Consider the following 17,765-nt stretch of genomic DNA (forward strand, 5'->3'; position numbering starts at 1 on the left):
AGATAATTATGCATTATGACAAAAACAAGCCTATATAATTTAACTTTAGAAAGTTTCCCATATGATGAAGCAAAAATCATGGGAAAGTGGGTCTATAAAAAGTTAAATTTTAATCCTGACACTTGGGAGAATGCCCCACGTGTTGTCAGAGAAAAGGCAAAGGAATATGACTTATCGCTACTTAAGATTCTTTGGCAGGGCCTTTCCAAAGATGGTACGCGAAAATTTCTCCTTGGTTTAGATGATAAGAACTCAATTGAGGCCGTACTTATTGAAAGCGAGAATGATAAGCGCCTAAGATCGACTCTGTGTATTTCCTCACAAGTCGGCTGTGCCATTGGTTGTACTTTTTGTCATACGGCCACACAGGGACTAACAAGACACCTAGAAACATCAGAAATCGTCGGACAGTACCTAACTGTCTCTAAGTGGATGCAAGAGAATGTCGATCCGAAGTATCAGATTTCAAATATCGTCTTTATGGGTCAAGGTGAACCCCTTCATAACTTTGAAAATGTTAAGAAGGCCTGCTACCTTTTAACAGACCCACTTGGAATCGCTCTTAGTAAGCACAAGGTTACGATTTCCACTTCAGGACTTGTCCCAAAGATCAAGCAATGGGAAGAGTTACCTGACGTCAATGTGGCCATCTCTCTTCATGCTATTAGAAATAATCTACGCTCGGAGCTGATGCCAATTAATAAGCGCTACCAAGTTGATGACCTTCTTGAGGCCCTAAGATCAATTCCAGTTAAGAATTCTCGACGAATTATGTATGAGTATCTCTTAATAAAAGACCTTAATGATACTCAAGAAGATATTGATGGGCTTATTGAAAACCTTCCTAAGAAGGAATCAAAGATTAATATTATTCCTTTTAATGAATACCCAGAAAGTAAGTTTAAGCGCCCAAGCGATGAACATATTGAATGGTTTCAAAGATCTCTACAAGCAGCAGGACTTACTTGTACCGTTAGAGAGACAAAAGGTGATGATATCTTAGCAGCTTGTGGCCAATTAAAAACACAATACGAAAAACTTAATTTGCCTTCTCAGAAGTAGTTTCTTCTTTAAGCTCCCAGCCTCCTCCGAGTGCCTTATAGAGATTTACATAAGCGATGAGATTATCTTGCTTTATACTTATATAATTAAGTTCACTTTCAAAAAGCGCTCTTTCACTGTCAAGTACCTCAAGGAAACTAGTCACACCATTATTATAACGATTTAAAGAAATCTTCTTAGCTTCCCTAAGGGCCAATACCTGCTCTCTGAAGTTAATGGATTCACGATTAATCGTATTAACTGCAACAAGAGAATCTTCGACATCTCGAAATGCCCCTAGAACTATTTGTTTATAAGAATAGAGTAATTGTTTGTACTGTGCTTTTTCCACATCAATCAAATCAAGATTTCGTCCCCACTGAAACAGAGGCCCAACTAAATTCGCTCCTAGGTTCCATATAAATTCACCGCTAAAAGGATTAAAGCTACTATCTGAATTTCCAGCAACACCTGTTAAGCTAATTGTTGGAAAGAGATTGGCCTCGGCCACTCCTATTTCTGCATTTTGGGCCCTAAGACTTGCTTCGGCCTGGGCAACGTCTGGCCTTCTTCTAAGTACATCAGAGGGGATTCCGATAGGAATATCAGGCACCATCATCGCCTGTGTTATGTCTTGGGTTACTTTTATCTTAAGCTTACCTGGATTATGGCCTAGTAGAATACGAATAAGATTTTCACTGGCAATAATCGCCCTTTCAAATCGAGGGACTGATGCTTTTGCAAAAGATAATTGTGCCTGGGCCTGATTTAAGTCAAACTTAGAAACAGTTCCATTGTAGAATCGTGCCTTAACAATTCGATAGGACTCTTCCCTTGTATCGACTGTTGCCTTAGCTATTTTTAAAGAAACCTTATTCTTTAATAATTGAAAGTATGCTGTAGCAATTGCAGCACTTACTTGTAGTCGAACTGAGTCATAAGCATACGTAGTGGAAAGTAGCTGGCCACGGGCCGCTTCGTTAGCATTTCTAAGCTTTCCCCAAAAATCGATTTCCCACTGAACGGAAGCAGTAAGAAATGATGACTCAACAGAGTCTGGAAATACTGCACCTTGAGAATAATTGCCCTTTTGGAAATTACCTTGATAATTGAATAAAGGATATAAATCCTTCTTTTTAAATCCATAAAAAGCTGCCGCTTCTTCTATTCTGGCCAATGCAATCTTAATATCTAAATTTTGCTTTAATCCAATAGCGACTAATTTTGACAATTGTTTATCATTAAAGACCTCCCACCACTGTTCATTCATTTGAATATCTTTCTTGTTATTGTCATAGCGATACTTAGAGGGAGCAGGCATATCAGGACGTTTATACTCAGGGCCAACAGCGCAACCAAATAAAACTAGTAAGAATAAAGAAAGAGATATTCTATTCACTATCCTTCTCCTTCTTCTCATAACCAAATAACTTGCCAATAAAGACGAAGAGCATGGGATAGAGGAAGATTCCAATAACAGTAGCAATAGTCATACCTCCTAACAGAGACATTCCCATTACTTTTCGAGATTCCGAACCTGTCCCGGTAGCAAAGACCAGAGGTAGAACCCCTAAGATGAAAGAGACGGCCGTCATAAGAATTGGCCTTAAACGCTGTTTGGCCGAATCCATTGCTGAATCAAATAAGCTCATCCCTTCTTCTCTAAAATTGATATTAGCAAATTCAACAATGAGAATTGCATTCTTTGCGGCCATTGCTATAAGCATAACGAGGGATACTTGCATAAAGACATTATTTTCGTAGGTATTGCTAAAAAGACGGGCCAGATAAACAAAGAGCATTGCTCCAAAAATCGCAAAAGGTGTGCCTAGTAGAATACTAAGAGGTAGAGACCAGCTTTCATATTGGGCAGACAAAATGAGGTAGACAAAAATCAGAGCAAAAACAAATACAATTGCACCTGAGCCTTGTGATCTCTTTTCTTGAAAGGACATATTTGACCACTCATAGCCCATCCCTTCATCTAGTGTTTGGCGTGCAACTTCCTCCATAACCTTAAGAGCTTGGGCCGAAGAGTAACCAGCAGCAGGACTACCAGTGATTTCGATCGAGCGGTATAAATTGTAGCGAGTGATATAATCTGGGCCACTGCTTTCTTTAACTGTCACGATTGAAGAGAGAGGGATTTTGTCTCCACTCCTATTGACGACATAGAAAGTTGAAAGTTTTGATCCATCGAGACGATATTGTGGCTCGGCCTGGATATAGGCCTTATACAATTTACCAAATCGATTGAAGTCATTAACATAAGAGCCACCTAGAAAGGCCGAAAGAGTCACATAGATATCATTTAAGCGAATCCCCATTTTCAGTGCCTTTTCACGATTAATTTCAATTAATTTCTGTGGAACAGATGCCTTAAATGTCGTAAAGACCTGTGATAATTCTGGTCTCTTATTAGCAGCGGCAATAAGCTTTTGGGCATTTGAATATAACTTTTCAACAGATGTCCCTAAGCGGTCTTGAAGCATGAAGGTGAAACCCGAACCGTTACCAAGGCCAGGAATAGCAGGAGGACTAAGGGCAAAGATTTGAGCTTGTGGAAACTTTGTAAAGAAGACTCCATTTGCTTTTCTAACGGCCATATTCAGATCCACGCTTCGCTCACTCCAGTCTTTTAGTTGGGCAATAACAAAAGCTGAATTAGTTGACTTTGCACCGGATAAAATAGAGAAGCCCACAACAGAGGTCACAAATTGGATTTCTTCAAATTTCATCAAAGTGTCTTCAACTTTTGAAACCACTGCATCGGTTCTTTGCAGTGAGGACGCCTCTGGAAGTTGAACATTGATAAAGTAGTAGCCCATATCTTCAACTGGAATAAAGCCCGCCGGTAGGTACTTCCCAATAACTGCGATACAGCCAGTAAGAATCAAGATAAATAAGAATCCCCTCTTTGTTCTTCGTGCAAAGACTTCAGTTAAGTTCATATAACTTTTTGATGAGCGATCAAATGCCTTATTAAAAAGATGAAAAAAACCGCCCAGAATACCTGAGTACTCCTTTTTCTCTTTTAATAAAAGAACACAAAGAGCAGGTGACAAAGTCAAGGCATTAACAGAGGAAATACAAACAGAGACAGCGATTGTGATTGCAAATTGCTGATATAATAATCCAGTAATACCGGCCATTCCAGCAACAGGAACAAAGACGGCCACAAGAACAAGGGTTGTGGCAATAACCGCACCAGTTACTTTTCTTATGGCCTCAGTCGTTGCTGTCTTCACGTCCATTCCATTTTCAATATTTACTTGTACAGCTTCAACCACAACAATGGCGTCATCGACAACAATTCCAATGGCCAAAACCAGGCCCAATAGTGACAAAGTATTTATTGAAAACCCTAAAAAAGGAAAGAAGATAAAAGCCCCAATAAGAGATATCGGTATCGCAATCGTCGGGATCAAGGATGCACGCCAGTCTTGAATAAAAATAAAGACGACAAAGATAACAAGAAGAAGAGCGACAACTAAAGTAATGACAATTTCTTTAATACCCGCCGTAATCGGTAGAGTTGAATCATATGAAACTTGATAGGACATCCCAGGAGGAAACTTCTTGCTTAATTCATGAATCGTCTTTTTCACGTCGTTAGCTAATTCAACACCATTGGCGCCAGGGGCCTGATAAATCGCCACAAGAGCAGATGGGTCAGCATTGACACGAGCGAATGCTTCATAATTTTCGACCCCCAATTCAATACGGGCCACATCACTTAAAAAAACCTGTGATCCATTCTCATTTGTGCGAACAACAATTTCTCCAAACTCTTCTGGGGTCTGTAATCGATCTTGCATCTTTACACTATAGGTAAAGTCGGTTCCTTTCGGAGCTGGCTCAGCACCAAATTTTCCTCCGGGAACAATCACATTTTGCTCTCTAACAGCATTTAAAATCTCTGGAACAGTGAGGCCGTACTTTGCAAGTAACTCAGGTCTTATCCAAAATCGCATCGAATAATCACTAGAGCCGAGCATATCAACCCTACCGATTCCCTTAAGCCTTGCTAAGACATCTTTGATGTTGAGAATTCCATAATTTGAAAGAAACTCTCGGGAATAACGATTATTCTCACTTGTAAGCGTGATAAACATGAGCATCGTTGGAAGAGACTTTCTAGTATTCACCCCTAGCCTCTTTACTTCTTCGGGAAGTTTGGCCGTAGCAGAAGCAACGCGATTTTGGGTAAAAACTGTATTCATATCTGGATCAGATCCAACTTCAAATGATGTTGAAATATTAATCGTTCCATCATTTGCATTAGTGGATTTCATATATAGCATATTATCAACACCGTTAATTTCCTGTTCTAATGGCGAAGCAACAGAACTTTCCATATTCATTGCATTTGCACCAGTGTAGGCCGTCGTGACAGAGACCACAGGAGGTGTGATATTTGGGTATTGTTCAGTGGCCAAGTCAAGAATAGAGATTCCACCAAGAATGAGGGTAAAGAGAGAGATGACAAATGCAAAAATTGGTCGCCTAACAAAGAAGATATGCTTTTTATCATCATGATGATTCATAAGGTCTATCCTAATTTTGCTTAAATTTAACAGATGCCTGCATAGGAGCAACAAGCATTCCGTCTCTTACCTTTTGGAGTCCTTCATAAACAATGGTATCCCCCTCATCGAGCCCATTTACGATGATCCAAAAACCATTTATTTTTCGTCCAACAGTTACATTTTTAATTTGAACTTTATTTTTCTTATCCACGACAGCAACTTGATAGATTCCCTGTAACTCCGTTACACACCTTTGTGGAACAAGAATTGCTTCATCTGACGTTGCTACTTTTGCGCGTACGGTAGCAAATAGACCGGGCCTTAAGATTCCCTCAGGGTTTGGAAATGTTGATTGAATAAGAATTGTTCCAGTTGAAGGGTCCACATTACGATCAAGAAAATCGATTTTACCTTTATGAGGATACTCAACACCATTTGCTAGGATAAGTGATAATTCAATATTTCTCGTACTCTGTGCACTGGCCTTATCTCGTCTAAGATGAATTACATCCAGATAAGTATTTTCAGAAATAAAAAATTCAACACGTACATTTTCAAGAGACGAAACAGTATTTAGATCACTATTATTTGAGTTGCTTCCAACCAGATCTCCTACTTTATAACGAGTTTTACCAATAACACCTTTAATTGGAGAATAAACTTTAGTGTATCCAAGACGAACCTTAACTGATTCGAGATTAGCTTCTTCGGCTTTTAGTGCTGATTTCGCAGCATTGTAGCTTGCAATTGCAGCATCCAAATCGGATCTTGCCACAGCATTCTGCTGTGTTAGAGGTCGAATTCTTCGAAGGTCATTTCTTGTTTTAACGACTTGGCTTTGGGCCTTTGCAACTCGTCCCATTTGCTCCTGAACAGCGGCTTGATAACTATCTGACTCAATTTCATAAAGAAGCTGATCTTTATCGACGAACATACCTTCACGAAACTTTATGGATCTAATATATCCCTCAATACGAGCGCGAATAACAATATCCTTCTCTCCATAAACTTGTCCGACAAAAGTATTATAGAGAGATACTGTTTCAGGCTTAACGAGATAAACTTCAACAGTTGGAGGTGAAAAAATCACTCTATCTTTTTGACAAGAGATTAGAATAATCAAGAATGAAAGGACTAATAAAATTAAATTCGATTTGATCACTTAATACCTCTTTTGGTTTCAAATGAGCCTATCGATTATCTATGACTTTATGTTAAGAGAGATCTGGATAAGAAATTCTTAATTAGATCAAAGAGTCTTTTACAATCTCTAAAATATCCTTAACTAATAAAGAATTCTTCTTCTCGACACGATAAACCAGAGAGATTTGATCCTTAACAATCGGAGAATTACTTATAGGAACTAGATTCTTATAATTAGAGGCCACTCGGCTTGGAAGAAGGCCAATCCCAACTCCCTCGTGTGTCAGCTTTGCAATAACTTCTAAATTATCACTTTCAATATGTCCGTCAACGAAGATTGAGTTATCTTTTAACTTCCTCAATAAGTCCTGACTTTGTGCCAATTGAGGGTTGTATATTAATTTATCATTTTTTCTCTTTGGGCGGGCCGATTCAAATAACTTAACTTCATCTATTCCCATTTCATTAATAATTAAATCAGGGTGCTTGATAGGATTAACCACTATTCCAAAATCCACTTCAAAATTGATCACCTTGCCAGCAATCACACGAGAAGAGTCATGTATGAGATTAAAATTCAGACGTGGAAACTTCTCATAAATCAATGGAAGAATATTAGGAAGGGAGTAAATTGCAACTGAAGGATGTATACCAATTTTAAACTCTCCAACAATATCCCCGCCTTCTTGGTTAAAGATATTTTTAGCATCTTGCCAGTCTTGCAAAAGCTTATTGGCACGATGATGAAACTCTTCTCCAAACTTTGTATGTTCGATACCACTTTTTAGACGAATAAAAACAGGCGCACCAAGTTCTTCCTCTAGTCGCTTTATCGAATAACTTAGAGCTGGCTGAGTTAAGCCTAGCTGCTCAGAAGCTCGAGTTACATTCTTTAATTCTGAAACTACGATAAAATTTCTTAAATCATCTAATTTCAATGACATCTCACACCTACTTTATAATTTCACTAATTAGTTTCTTATAATCCATACCAGCTAACTTTGCGGCCATCGCAAACTCATCTTTACAGGCAACGTTGGGATTTGGATTGGCCTCAATAATATAAGGCTCTCCCTCAGGACAAACTCTTAAATCAAGACGAGCATATCCTGTTAGCTCTAAAACCTTATAAGCTCTTTTACATATTTTTATAATTTTATCTTCCAACTCTTTTGTAATTAATGCCCGGCCTGTTTCGATCCCTTTTTCTTGACGGTACTTCATGCTCCACTTTGCTTTTTCAGAATAGAGCTGAGCGAGAGGATTATCTATATTATTAAAAGAAAGTTCCAAAACAGGGAGGACCTTCAACCTCTTTACTCCCATAACTCCAACAAAGAATTCACGTCCTTCAATAAATTCTTCAACGATTACATCTTCATCGTACTTATCCATAAGATAAATAATTCTTTCGATTGCCTTTTCTGGTGTTTTAACGATTGAAGCAGAACTGATTCCCAAAGAAGCATCTTGATAAAGACATTTTACAATAAGTGGAAATTTCAATTTCTTTGATATCTTTGTCACCTTGGCCTTAGAACGACTTGTAAAAACCTGAAAGCCTGGAGTTTTAATTCGGTGATAAGAAAGCAGTTTTTTTGCTAGGGCCTTATCTCTTGCAATCATAAGCCCTCGAGGGTTGGCTCCAGTATACTTAACTTTTAGTAACTCTAAATACGAGACAACATTTTGATCTAAAAGAACCTTACCATCAAATTCTTCTAAAAGATTAAAAACAATATGGGGCCTGAATTCATCGATGGCCTCTCTTAATGGTAGAAGGTCTGAATAAACACCTACGACTTTAACCTCATGACCAAGGCTATCAAGTGTTGATATAACATTGTATTCCGTTATCCACGGCTTAAACTCAAATTCTTCTTTTTGCTTATCTTCTTTAGAAATATTTTCAGGTGGGATGAGATCCGAGTGAACAAGTACTAAGACCTTTTTCTTTCTTTTATTGCTTCTTAATTTTTGGCTCACATGACTATCCTGTCACGCCCCTCCTTAAAATATTTATTAGCATGTGATAAAACAATCTCATGAATAATTTGAGGGCCGCACTTTTCTGAAATCATAAGTTTCTTCTTATTAGAAATATTTTCCAGATCATTTACAACAGATTCTATTTTATATTGATATTCTTTTGTCATCAAGGAGATATCCCTCACCAGATCCTTTCTTAAGCTACCTATAATCTTATCGAGTTCAACACCGGTAGTCTCATTCTGACTAAGATATTGTTGAATATGTTGGATACTTCGACGTGCCTGCGAACTTTTACGAAGCTTTCTTCTTTTTTGGAGTAAATACTCTCTTACAGTTAATTCACTTTCATCAATGCTATCAATTTCTTTGTAACAAATAACATTAGGCTTCTTATTACTTAATGATTTCATCAAGTGATCAACATACTTCAATTTTTTAAGTGCTGGCCAATTTTCATAAACACGCTTCCAATTAGAACGTGGTGTAAGCCACACAGAAAATGTCTCAGCAAAATCTTCTTCTGGATGCGCCTGCGCATAGTTATCTTCTAGATGATAAACATACTTTTTAGAAAATTTCTTTGCCCCATATGAAGAAGGATAAGATTTATCGTGATCACCAAATATGGTTTTACGACTCTTTTCGTCTTTTAAAAAATAAGCATTATCCATAACGTGGCCGCACTCATGTCTCATGAGTTTCATAAACCAGTCACGGCCTTCACCCTCACAAACTCCAGTGAATTCTTTTTCTAGCTCAATTAGTTTTGGATGCATTAAAGAGAATGGAATAGCAATTCCAGAAATTGCTTCGGGACAAAACCACTCATCACTTAACCAGACTTTTGGCCTGACAAGTAGTTTCTTAGCGTCTAGCTCACGTTCTAGTTGTTCAAGACAAGGAGCAAATTTACTTCTTTCAAAGCAAATATCCAGCTCCCATAATTGAGCATTGAGAATGTCATCGCGACACGCATGTTCTAAATTCAATTTAATCATATCAATCTCTTCAAGGTAGGGCCGATTATAGCCCTAACCGGAAGAAATTAAAGAGATAATGAGGACCTATGAATTATTTATCAACTCATAAGTCGTTAATACAAACTTGGCCATTACGGTTGATTTTGATCTTGAAATCAACACCTTTAATTTTTGCACGAATATGGGATAAATGCGTATTGATAGTCTTATTTGTGACGACAACTGGGCCCCACGTCCCTAGAACTAACTCCTCAAGAGTGTAGATACGTTTTTGACTAGAAATTAAAAAGTTTAGAACTTTAAATTCCGTCTTTGTTAATGAAACTTCCTCTTCATTGACAAAAACCGCCTTCGTGCTGGTGTTGATTCGCAAATTACGAAATCCAATCCACTCATTTTGAAAAACAAATGACATTTTCTTCTCTCCTCCCCCTTAATAAACTAGATTAAGTGGAAGTTAGATATTTCTCAAGATGTAAAATCAATAAGTTACGAATCTTATCGCCGCTAACAAAAATAAGTTTATTTAGGCTAACAATTACGGTTATTTGACGCTTTTTTCTTTAGAGGTCGTGCAAACAAATCTGATTATTGCGATTAATACGTATTCTAAAATCAACGCCTTTTGTTTTATGTCTTAGATGAGTCAGGTGAGTATTGACAGTTTTATTTGCCACTTCAACATCTCCCCAAATATATTCAACTAGTTGCTCGCGTGGGTAGATCCTTTTTCCACCATTTAGCAAAAAGTAGAGAATTTTATACTCTGTCTTGGTTAATTCGACCTTGCGCTCATCAACAAATGCGACTCGCTTTTCTGGATCGAGAGATAAGTTTCGAAAGCTTAGCTGCTTTTCTACTTGGGCCTTGTCATTATCAAAAGCGTGCATAATTATTCTCCTCTAAAGCTATACTTGAGAGAAGTTTATTCCATTGAACAAGTCCATGTTTTTGAGGTAAAAAAAGACACGTAAAGAATATTCAGTTATTAATTATTATTAATCAAAAGATAAGAGTTATTCATGAAAAATAAGAAGGCACTCTTTTGGAGTGGAGGCTTAAGCTCTCTAAGTTGCTTAAAACATTTAATTAAAGATGGTAACCCAAAGAGTGAAATCGTTCTCATTACTCTACTTTCAAAAGAGGGTAACGAAGTTGGTTATACAGGAATACCTGAAGAGATCATTTCCCTCCAGGCCAGGTATATGGGAATAAAACTTGTTAGGCTGTATAACGATGAAATGAGTAAAAAGGTCATAAGTAAGCTAAGTGAACAAGGTTACGAGTTCCACAGTGGTCAAAGAAATGAAGATTTTGCAAAGCAATCGATTCTCTCTAATACCAAAATTAAGACACCTTTAATGGGCACATCGTATACAAAGCTTCTCGAAGACCAAAACAACCGAGCGATACTTACAAGTGTTGACCGTGAAGACCATCAACGCTTTCTTGGCAAAGAACTTAAGGATATTGATATAAAGTTTGATGAGATGGATATTGATACATTTGTTATCTTTGATCCCCTTATGCGAATTCGAATTCCATTTTCAAAAAATATCATTGTGCAAAAGGATAACCATTTTATCTGTAAAATAAGAAATGTCTGATGCTATAGCATCAACGTGAACTTTGAGGTTTCTTTAACATTAGCTCCATACTTGCTTGCCCCTTCGACAATATAATCAGTAGTGATCATATTTGGAGGTTGTATGAAGAATAAAAAGAAATTCTTATTTGTAGGTGCGCGAATTCTCATGGGTGCGACCTTACTCTTGGCAGGCGTCACCCCGGGACTAGGCCTGCTCACGGAATCTCAGTTCACACCAGAAGCTTTGTCCTTTATTAATTCCCTTCAGGATACAGGTTATCTATACTACATGATCAAAGCTCTTGAAATTGTACTTGGAACGATGTTCTTACTTAATCTATTCGTTCCACTGACGGCCGTAATAACTGCTCCACTGGTTATTAATATTCTATTCTTTGAGCTCTTTCTTTGTAACTCGTATCTTATTGCACCAATTATCCTTATTGTATGTGAGTTTATGGTTTACCGCGAGCATCGAAAATTATTTAATTGGCTCTTTAAATATCAGATACACACCCATACAAATGATCTCGATGCACCTGATATGATAATTCTCTCAGATTTAAAGGAGAAAGACCCTAAGGTGTATAAGAGTGTTGTCGATTCACAGTACTATCACAATATTTGATATCAATTAAACTCGGCCTATTATCTGTTTATTGACAGATAATGGGCTTCTTGTAACTATCTTCTCTAATACATACAGTACAAAAGGTGAACTCTGTGAAATTCAGAGACTGTCCCGCAACGGTAAGAGTCCGAGCCCTTCAATATTTCTTATGTCTCGGAGGAAGATCATAAAAACATTATTTTATTACGCCACAGCATTTCTACCATTAACTTCAATTGCACAAATATCCATTAAGGCCACAAAGCTTGAAACGAGCTCAGAACGTGTAACTAGTGCCATCACTGTTATTACTCGTGAAGAGATTGAAGATACAGATGCCACGACATTACAGGAGCTACTACAAAGTAAGGCCAGCATTTTTATCGGACAGACAGGCCAAATTGGAGCTGCTTCAAGTTTACGACTTCGTGGTTTACCGACAGGCTTTTCGAAGGTTCTCATTGATAATATCGAGCTTACAGATCCAACAGATATCAATAACTCATACCAAATTAACCATATCAACTTGGATAATATTGAAAGTATAGAGATACTAAAAGGTAGTCAGTCAATTCTGTACGGCTCTAATGCAATTGCAGGTGTTTTAAAAATTAATACGAAAAAAGGTATTAAGAGCTCAAGAGTTGGTGCTGAGTACGGTAGTTATAATACAGCAAAGATTACGGCCCAAACCAGCGGACATATGGAAAGGTTAAATTACGGATTCAACTTTTCTTACCTACGTTCTGATGGATACTCTTCAGTCAATGAAGACAGGCTAACAAATGCTGAAGATGACTCTTATAAGAATCTTAGCTTCTCTTTAAATACAAGCTACCTCATTAATAACCAACTTGAGTTAAACTACCAAGCTCAATTTATCGACTCAGAAATTGAAATTGATGGATTCAATTTTGTACCTCCATTTAATCCAATTGATGTCGCTGATAACGATCTAAATAAGTACAATCAGTACAATAATTTCCTCAGTCTTAACTATAATAGTTCAGATGAAAGGTTTACCCTTATTCCTAGTATCAGGTACTCAACAATTAGGAGAGAAGACCCTCAAGGCTTCACTCCTCTATTTCGCGGAGAAGAAACAGATATTAAACTCGATGCAACTTATGAATTTTCAAAGAGCTTAAATTCTTTCTATGGTGCTCAATACCTTAAGCAAGATGATCTTACTCTTGGTAACTATAGTGAGTTATTCTCAATCTATACGACATTCAATTATGCATATAATGATTGGTTTTCAGATTTAGGACTTCGCTTCGACAAATTTTCTACATTTGATCTAAATACTATTGCAAGCTTTGGTCTTGGTTATAACTTCACAAGAGAGTTATCTCTTAAAGGTCATTTATCAAGTGGATACAAACTTCCGACGCTCTATCAAATAGCTAATCAACTTGAAATGCTTGATCCAACAGACAGTATCAATAGTGAACTAACTCTCTCGTATAAGAAAATTACTTATCAAGCAGAACTTACGATATTCAACTATGACCTTAGAAATCAAATTGATTACGATACGATTAAGATGGGTTACTTAAATATTGCAAAATCACAAATTCAAGGAATCGAATTTAATTTCAACAAAGAATTTCAAAACTCATTTAGTCTTGCAACATCAATAACGATTCAGAAGGCCACAAATAAAATAACTGACTCTGATCTTGCTAGAACGCCAGAAGCACTGGCAAATCTTGAGTTCGGCTATCGAATTAATGATAATCAAAGAATTACAAATTGGTGGCAATACGTAGGAAAACGAGAGGACTTTGGAAGCATGCCTTCCTATGTGATTGGAAACATCAACTACGAATATCAAAACTTTAATTTCAAAATAATAAATATTCTCGATAAGGATTATGAGAATATTCGCTACTACGGGACAATGGCCCGTAGTTACTTCCTAGGCTACAAGCTCGATTTTTGATGATATTTCTTTACCATTGCAATTGCGATGGTAAAGAAAATTATTGATCCAATATTTAAAATATAGAAGAAGTTAATCGCATTCTTTGCACCATAGTTATCTGCAATGGCACCAAATATAAAGTGCATAATTGCGATACTTACACCGATATAACTCATGGTTTGAGCAAGAACGACATGGTTCTTCTTTGGAAAGTTATTTGAAACCCAATCAACGATAACAGGGAAACAAAAAGACATAAATAAAGCGGTCATCGGATAGAATATATGATGAACTCGCCCTAAGCTAAAACAAATAAGGCTAGATACCAGTGAAATGTAAATCAAACGATTCGATGATAATTTGATATTTAAGAAGGCAAACCCTAACCTCCCCAACATTAAAAATAGAAAGAAGTAAGATAGGTAATTATTAGCGATAATATCTGAGTACTCATGGGCCTCTACCAGATAGAACTTTAATCGCGACGAAAGCATGATTTCAGATGCGACATAGAATCCTGCAAATAGGCCAATCATAAGATTCATTAAGAAAGCATTTGGCATTGATCCATGATTTTCTTTTATTTCTTCATGGTGTGTATCATCCACGAAGAAAGAGTAGATAAAAACCAAAGCACATGGAATTAGTAAGAATTTAAAAAATTGAATCCAATCTGAGTTTAAAAAATAAAATAGAGAAAGAATTTGGGGGGCCATCAATGAGGCCACTCCGTAGACACCATGAAGTCCAGATAAATAGCGCCTTTTATGCTCGGATGGTGCTCCATTATCAACCATGAAATTCATTGTTATTCCAGTAATCCCAAAGCCAAATCCGGCCCAAGCTCCAAAGAATAAACTCAAGTCAAAGTTGAGAAAGTCTCCACCAAGTCCAATTCCAAAAGTCCCTATTCCCATCATGACCATGGCCATGCGAGTTGCCCTAACAGGGCCAAAGCTTGGCAGCCAAAAAGACGTTGTCAGGTAAGCAATAAAAGAAGTAATCGACATTAAGGAAAAGATTAACGATCCCTTATCAGGTCTGATTTGAAAATATTGCAATAGCTCAGGGTAGATACTTCCGCGTCCATTATCAATAAGACTTAACGCCACAAGTGACAGATATCCGAGCGAGACATAACCAAAATTTTTCAAATCAACTTCCTTCTAATTCAAATTAAGCAATAAGTGTCTTATCTTTGAATAGAATCCAAAGCTGGTGAATTGCTCTTGTCGCAGCAAGGTGAAGCCTCTTTCTTGCTGTATTATTTGCAGGATAAAGATCCTTATCACAGTCTGGAATAATTACGTAATCAAATTCAAGACCTCTAATTTGCTCAACAGTTGTCACATCAACACCTGGCCTTAGAGAAAAATTCTCATCAAGAACAAGTCTAATACTTCCCACTTCTTCAATCTCAGAATAAAGTTCTCTTGCAATACTCTCTTTCGAACAGATGATTGCAATTGATGCTTTAGGCTCACGATTCATAAGTTCAACTAGTGCACTACTAATTAGCATCGAAGCATGCTCAAGATGTTGAACAGAAGTTTCAATAATTGGTCCACCATCTCTCTTCGATTCAGGAAGTTCTTTTGGCGCCAGAGGTCCAAGAACCTTATGAGCAAAAGAAACAATTTCTTTTGGAGAACGGTACGAAACATTAAGTTCTTCAACTTGCATATCATCCACATCAAGTTCAAGTGTATGACAAACGTCATGCCATGAAGTGAACTCAAATGTGCTATCAATCTGTTGAACACTATCCCCTGCAATTGTGAAGTTTCCATCTTGATGTTTAATTTGTCCTAACATCACAAGTTCTGACTTCGACAACTCTTGGGCCTCATCCAGGAAGATATGGCGATAAGACTTAAACTCACGGCCAAAGTACTTCAGGTGACCAAATTGCTTAACAATCAAATAATTAAATAATGGGAGATCATACTTATCCACAAATCCTGAAAGGTCTTGTCCATGATTGGCGTAATCAGAGTCTTTATCTAGGCCTTGAATTTGTTTTGCTGTATAGAATTTTAAGTCATTTAACATGTGAGTCGTTACCATACGATTTGTCATCTCAGGCAACTTCTCCATAAGCTTCGCATCAGAGAAGATATTTAGAAGCTCTTCTCTTACATTCTTGAAGCCATTTAAGATTTTTTTCACTTCAACTTTTAAAAGTGGATCACGTGTATTTTCATAAAGATTCTTCACACGTACATATAGAGGACGAGTGCGATTCTTTGTAAAAAACTCAAGATCAGTTCCCTTAAGTTTCTTCTCAATACTCAATTCTTTTGCAGCTAGATATTCATCCACTAACTCTAGAAGTTTAGGATTTCTCTTAATTGTTGCAATTGAATCAAGTGGGTTATCCTCAATCTTTTTAGGAACTGAGCGCATATTTTGAAAGACAATCTTTTTAATTAGATCATCAAGTGTTGAAACTCGTACTTTCTCAAGTTTTGATTCAACTAATAGCTTCTTTGATAATTTCACAAGACCATTATTTGGCACGATAACCATGACCTCTTCTTGGCGAATCCCATCTTCACGACAAAGTTTTGCAATTCGATAAAGAGCAACTGTCGTCTTACCAGAACCAGCTCCTCCTGTGATAAGCAGAGGCTTCTTAGCACTTTGATTAACAAGGTCATACTGAGTCTTATCAAGAAGAGAGATTACTTCAGGGCCATCAAATCCAGTACGGCCACTGCCAAGGCCCTGGTTAGCACTTCCTTCACCACCAGCTAGTTTTTGAGCTGACTCATTAAGTGAGATCCACTCATTTTCTCTAAGAACATTAGTGTTTCCTTCTCGGTCAATTCTAACCAGTTGTTTTTCTCTAACAGTTAGAATTGATTTCTCTAGAATATGACCTTCAATAATTCGATCATCTAAATCGAAATCAAAATCATCTCCTTCTCCGTACTGGTAAAAGATACGTGCCATAGGAGACTTCTTCCAATCGATGATTTTAAATTTTAATTCTTTATGTGAGAAAGGCGTATGACCAATAAGAAAATCCTTAAGCTTTCCATTTTGTTTAATTTTAAAATGGCCAAAGAATGGAGATTCAATATTTGGTAAACTTTGGTGTTGCTCATAGCGATCAGCAAGTTGGTTTAGAAGGTTCATCTGCTGGATAATTCCAGGAAGATCATCTTCTTTACAGTTAAGAGACTCGTCTCTCAGGGCCTTTATATTCTCTGCAATATCGGCCAATGCTGCAGCATTCAAATCTGGGACTCTATCAATTAAATCAACGGTTTGCGTAAGGAAATCATTAATTTTTTGAATATATTTTTGATTTACTAATTCACTCATTCTTTATTTGCCTTTAATCATCTAGCTTGTTAGTGTTGAACTTTATTTACTATATTAATAATCAACAATTAGAGGGCCCTATTATGCCAAAAGTTATCGGATTTCACTACACATTAACGAACTCAAAGAACGAAGTTTTAGACAATTCTGCTGAACATGGCCCACTAGTTTTCTTAGAAGGTGTTGGTCAAATCATTCCAGGTCTAGAAAAAGAGATCGTCGCAATGAATATTGGTGATAAGAAAGTTATCAATGTACCAGCTGCTGACGCATACGGTAACAAAAATGATGAATTAGTAATCACTGTTCAACGCTCACAATTTCCAGAAGATGCACAATTAAATATCGGTGACGTATTTCAAGTTAACCAAGATCAAGGTCTTCCTCCATTTGCAGTTATTGCAATTGAAGGCGATGAAGTTACTTTAGATGGTAACCACCCTCTTGCAGGTGAAGATCTAAACTTTGATATCGAAATCACTGAAGTAAGAGAAGCGACTGAAACAGAAGTTGCCCATGGTCACGCTCATGGACAAGGTGGATGTGGTCACTAATCAATCTTTACCTTTCTTAAGTTAAAAGATCGCATAGATCCTTACTAAAATTAATTTATCGATTATTGATT

The 17,765-nt window shown here is 37.2% G+C and carries 15 protein-coding genes and 1 riboswitch; of the genes, 5 read left to right on the forward strand and 10 right to left on the reverse strand.

Going from position 1 to position 17,765, the window contains the following annotated elements; all coding sequences use genetic code 11:
- Positions 1–15: 15 nt before the first annotated feature.
- Positions 16–1,062: a 23S rRNA (adenine(2503)-C(2))-methyltransferase RlmN gene (gene rlmN / locus ABMA76_RS15080; protein ID WP_392857081.1), complete on the forward strand. Its 1,047-nt coding sequence runs from the start codon at positions 16–18 to the stop codon at positions 1,060–1,062.
- Here rlmN and ABMA76_RS15085 read toward each other — a convergent pair.
- From ABMA76_RS15085 to ABMA76_RS15120, 8 genes are all read right to left on the reverse strand, one after another.
- Positions 1,040–2,440, reverse strand: a complete 1,401-nt coding sequence (locus tag ABMA76_RS15085) for an efflux transporter outer membrane subunit (protein ID WP_393062060.1) — start codon at positions 2,438–2,440, stop codon at positions 1,040–1,042. The two genes, rlmN and ABMA76_RS15085, sit on opposite strands and share 23 nt — an antisense overlap.
- Positions 2,433–5,588 (reverse strand): efflux RND transporter permease subunit, encoded by a 3,156-nt coding sequence (locus ABMA76_RS15090; protein ID WP_393062062.1) that lies wholly within the window; start codon positions 5,586–5,588, stop codon positions 2,433–2,435. The genes ABMA76_RS15085 and ABMA76_RS15090 overlap by 8 nt, the downstream gene beginning before the upstream one ends.
- Positions 5,589–5,598: 10 nt before the next feature.
- A complete protein-coding gene (locus tag ABMA76_RS15095) occupies positions 5,599–6,660 on the reverse strand; it encodes an efflux RND transporter periplasmic adaptor subunit (protein ID WP_393062064.1) in 1,062 nt (353 codons plus the stop codon).
- Between the two features lie 154 nt (positions 6,661–6,814).
- On the reverse strand, positions 6,815–7,657 hold the full coding sequence (locus ABMA76_RS15100) for a LysR family transcriptional regulator (RefSeq protein ID WP_392911237.1): 843 nt from the start codon (positions 7,655–7,657) through the stop codon (positions 6,815–6,817).
- Between the two features lie 7 nt (positions 7,658–7,664).
- Positions 7,665–8,699 (reverse strand): ATP-grasp domain-containing protein, encoded by a 1,035-nt coding sequence (locus ABMA76_RS15105; protein WP_392911235.1) that lies wholly within the window; start codon positions 8,697–8,699, stop codon positions 7,665–7,667.
- Positions 8,696–9,703: a putative zinc-binding metallopeptidase gene (locus ABMA76_RS15110; protein WP_392911233.1), complete on the reverse strand. Its 1,008-nt coding sequence runs from the start codon at positions 9,701–9,703 to the stop codon at positions 8,696–8,698. The genes ABMA76_RS15105 and ABMA76_RS15110 overlap by 4 nt, the downstream gene beginning before the upstream one ends.
- Positions 9,704–9,788: 85 nt before the next feature.
- Entirely contained in the window at positions 9,789–10,100 is a 312-nt protein-coding gene (locus tag ABMA76_RS15115) for a winged helix-turn-helix domain-containing protein (RefSeq protein ID WP_392911231.1), read from the reverse strand.
- 148 nt (positions 10,101–10,248) lie between these two features.
- Complete coding sequence (locus ABMA76_RS15120) at positions 10,249–10,575, reverse strand: winged helix-turn-helix domain-containing protein (protein ID WP_392857097.1); 327 nt, start codon at positions 10,573–10,575, stop codon at positions 10,249–10,251.
- Positions 10,576–10,707: 132 nt separating this feature from the next.
- Here ABMA76_RS15120 and ABMA76_RS15125 point away from each other — a divergent pair, with 132 nt between their 5' ends.
- The 3 genes from ABMA76_RS15125 (at position 10,708) to ABMA76_RS15135 (ending at position 13,828) form a co-directional block, all read left to right on the forward strand.
- Positions 10,708–11,292 (forward strand): hypothetical protein, encoded by a 585-nt coding sequence (locus tag ABMA76_RS15125; RefSeq protein ID WP_392911229.1) that lies wholly within the window; start codon positions 10,708–10,710, stop codon positions 11,290–11,292.
- 102 nt (positions 11,293–11,394) lie between these two features.
- A complete protein-coding gene (locus tag ABMA76_RS15130) occupies positions 11,395–11,901 on the forward strand; it encodes a hypothetical protein (protein WP_392911227.1) in 507 nt (168 codons plus the stop codon).
- Between the two features lie 33 nt (positions 11,902–11,934).
- A riboswitch (cobalamin riboswitch) is annotated at positions 11,935–12,061 on the forward strand.
- Positions 12,053–13,828 (forward strand): TonB-dependent receptor plug domain-containing protein, encoded by a 1,776-nt coding sequence (locus ABMA76_RS15135; protein WP_392911225.1) that lies wholly within the window; start codon positions 12,053–12,055, stop codon positions 13,826–13,828. It overlaps the preceding riboswitch by 9 nt.
- On the opposite strand, the gene ABMA76_RS15140 is transcribed toward ABMA76_RS15135, so the two are convergent.
- Complete coding sequence (locus ABMA76_RS15140; RefSeq protein WP_392911223.1) at positions 13,810–14,964, reverse strand: MFS transporter; 1,155 nt, start codon at positions 14,962–14,964, stop codon at positions 13,810–13,812. The genes ABMA76_RS15135 and ABMA76_RS15140 overlap by 19 nt on opposite strands.
- 22 nt (positions 14,965–14,986) lie before the next feature.
- Positions 14,987–17,140, reverse strand: a complete 2,154-nt coding sequence (locus tag ABMA76_RS15145) for a UvrD-helicase domain-containing protein (RefSeq protein WP_392911221.1) — start codon at positions 17,138–17,140, stop codon at positions 14,987–14,989.
- Between the two features lie 83 nt (positions 17,141–17,223).
- Between ABMA76_RS15145 and ABMA76_RS15150 the strand changes: the two genes are divergently transcribed.
- Positions 17,224–17,694, forward strand: coding sequence for a peptidylprolyl isomerase (locus ABMA76_RS15150; RefSeq protein WP_392857108.1), 471 nt, complete (start codon positions 17,224–17,226; stop codon positions 17,692–17,694).
- The last annotated feature ends 71 nt before the right edge of the window (positions 17,695–17,765 follow it).

This window comes from Halobacteriovorax sp. ZH5_bin.2 (genome assembly GCF_043196375.1).
GTDB lineage: Bacteria > Bdellovibrionota > Bacteriovoracia > Bacteriovoracales > Bacteriovoracaceae > Halobacteriovorax_A.

Coding starts and splice junctions, on each gene's coding strand:
- ABMA76_RS15135 (WP_392911225.1), top strand. CDS start 12,053: ATGTCTCGGAGGAAGATCATAAAAACATTATTTTATTACGCCACAGCA.
- ABMA76_RS15130 (WP_392911227.1), top strand. CDS start 11,395: ATGAAGAATAAAAAGAAATTCTTATTTGTAGGTGCGCGAATTCTCATG.
- ABMA76_RS15120 (WP_392857097.1), bottom strand. CDS start 10,575: ATGCACGCTTTTGATAATGACAAGGCCCAAGTAGAAAAGCAGCTAAGC.
- ABMA76_RS15100 (WP_392911237.1), bottom strand. CDS start 7,657: ATGTCATTGAAATTAGATGATTTAAGAAATTTTATCGTAGTTTCAGAA.
- rlmN (WP_392857081.1), top strand. CDS start 16: ATGACAAAAACAAGCCTATATAATTTAACTTTAGAAAGTTTCCCATAT.
- ABMA76_RS15115 (WP_392911231.1), bottom strand. CDS start 10,100: ATGTCATTTGTTTTTCAAAATGAGTGGATTGGATTTCGTAATTTGCGA.
- ABMA76_RS15090 (WP_393062062.1), bottom strand. CDS start 5,588: ATGAATCATCATGATGATAAAAAGCATATCTTCTTTGTTAGGCGACCA.
- ABMA76_RS15145 (WP_392911221.1), bottom strand. CDS start 17,140: ATGAGTGAATTAGTAAATCAAAAATATATTCAAAAAATTAATGATTTC.
- ABMA76_RS15150 (WP_392857108.1), top strand. CDS start 17,224: ATGCCAAAAGTTATCGGATTTCACTACACATTAACGAACTCAAAGAAC.
- ABMA76_RS15125 (WP_392911229.1), top strand. CDS start 10,708: ATGAAAAATAAGAAGGCACTCTTTTGGAGTGGAGGCTTAAGCTCTCTA.
- ABMA76_RS15110 (WP_392911233.1), bottom strand. CDS start 9,703: ATGATTAAATTGAATTTAGAACATGCGTGTCGCGATGACATTCTCAAT.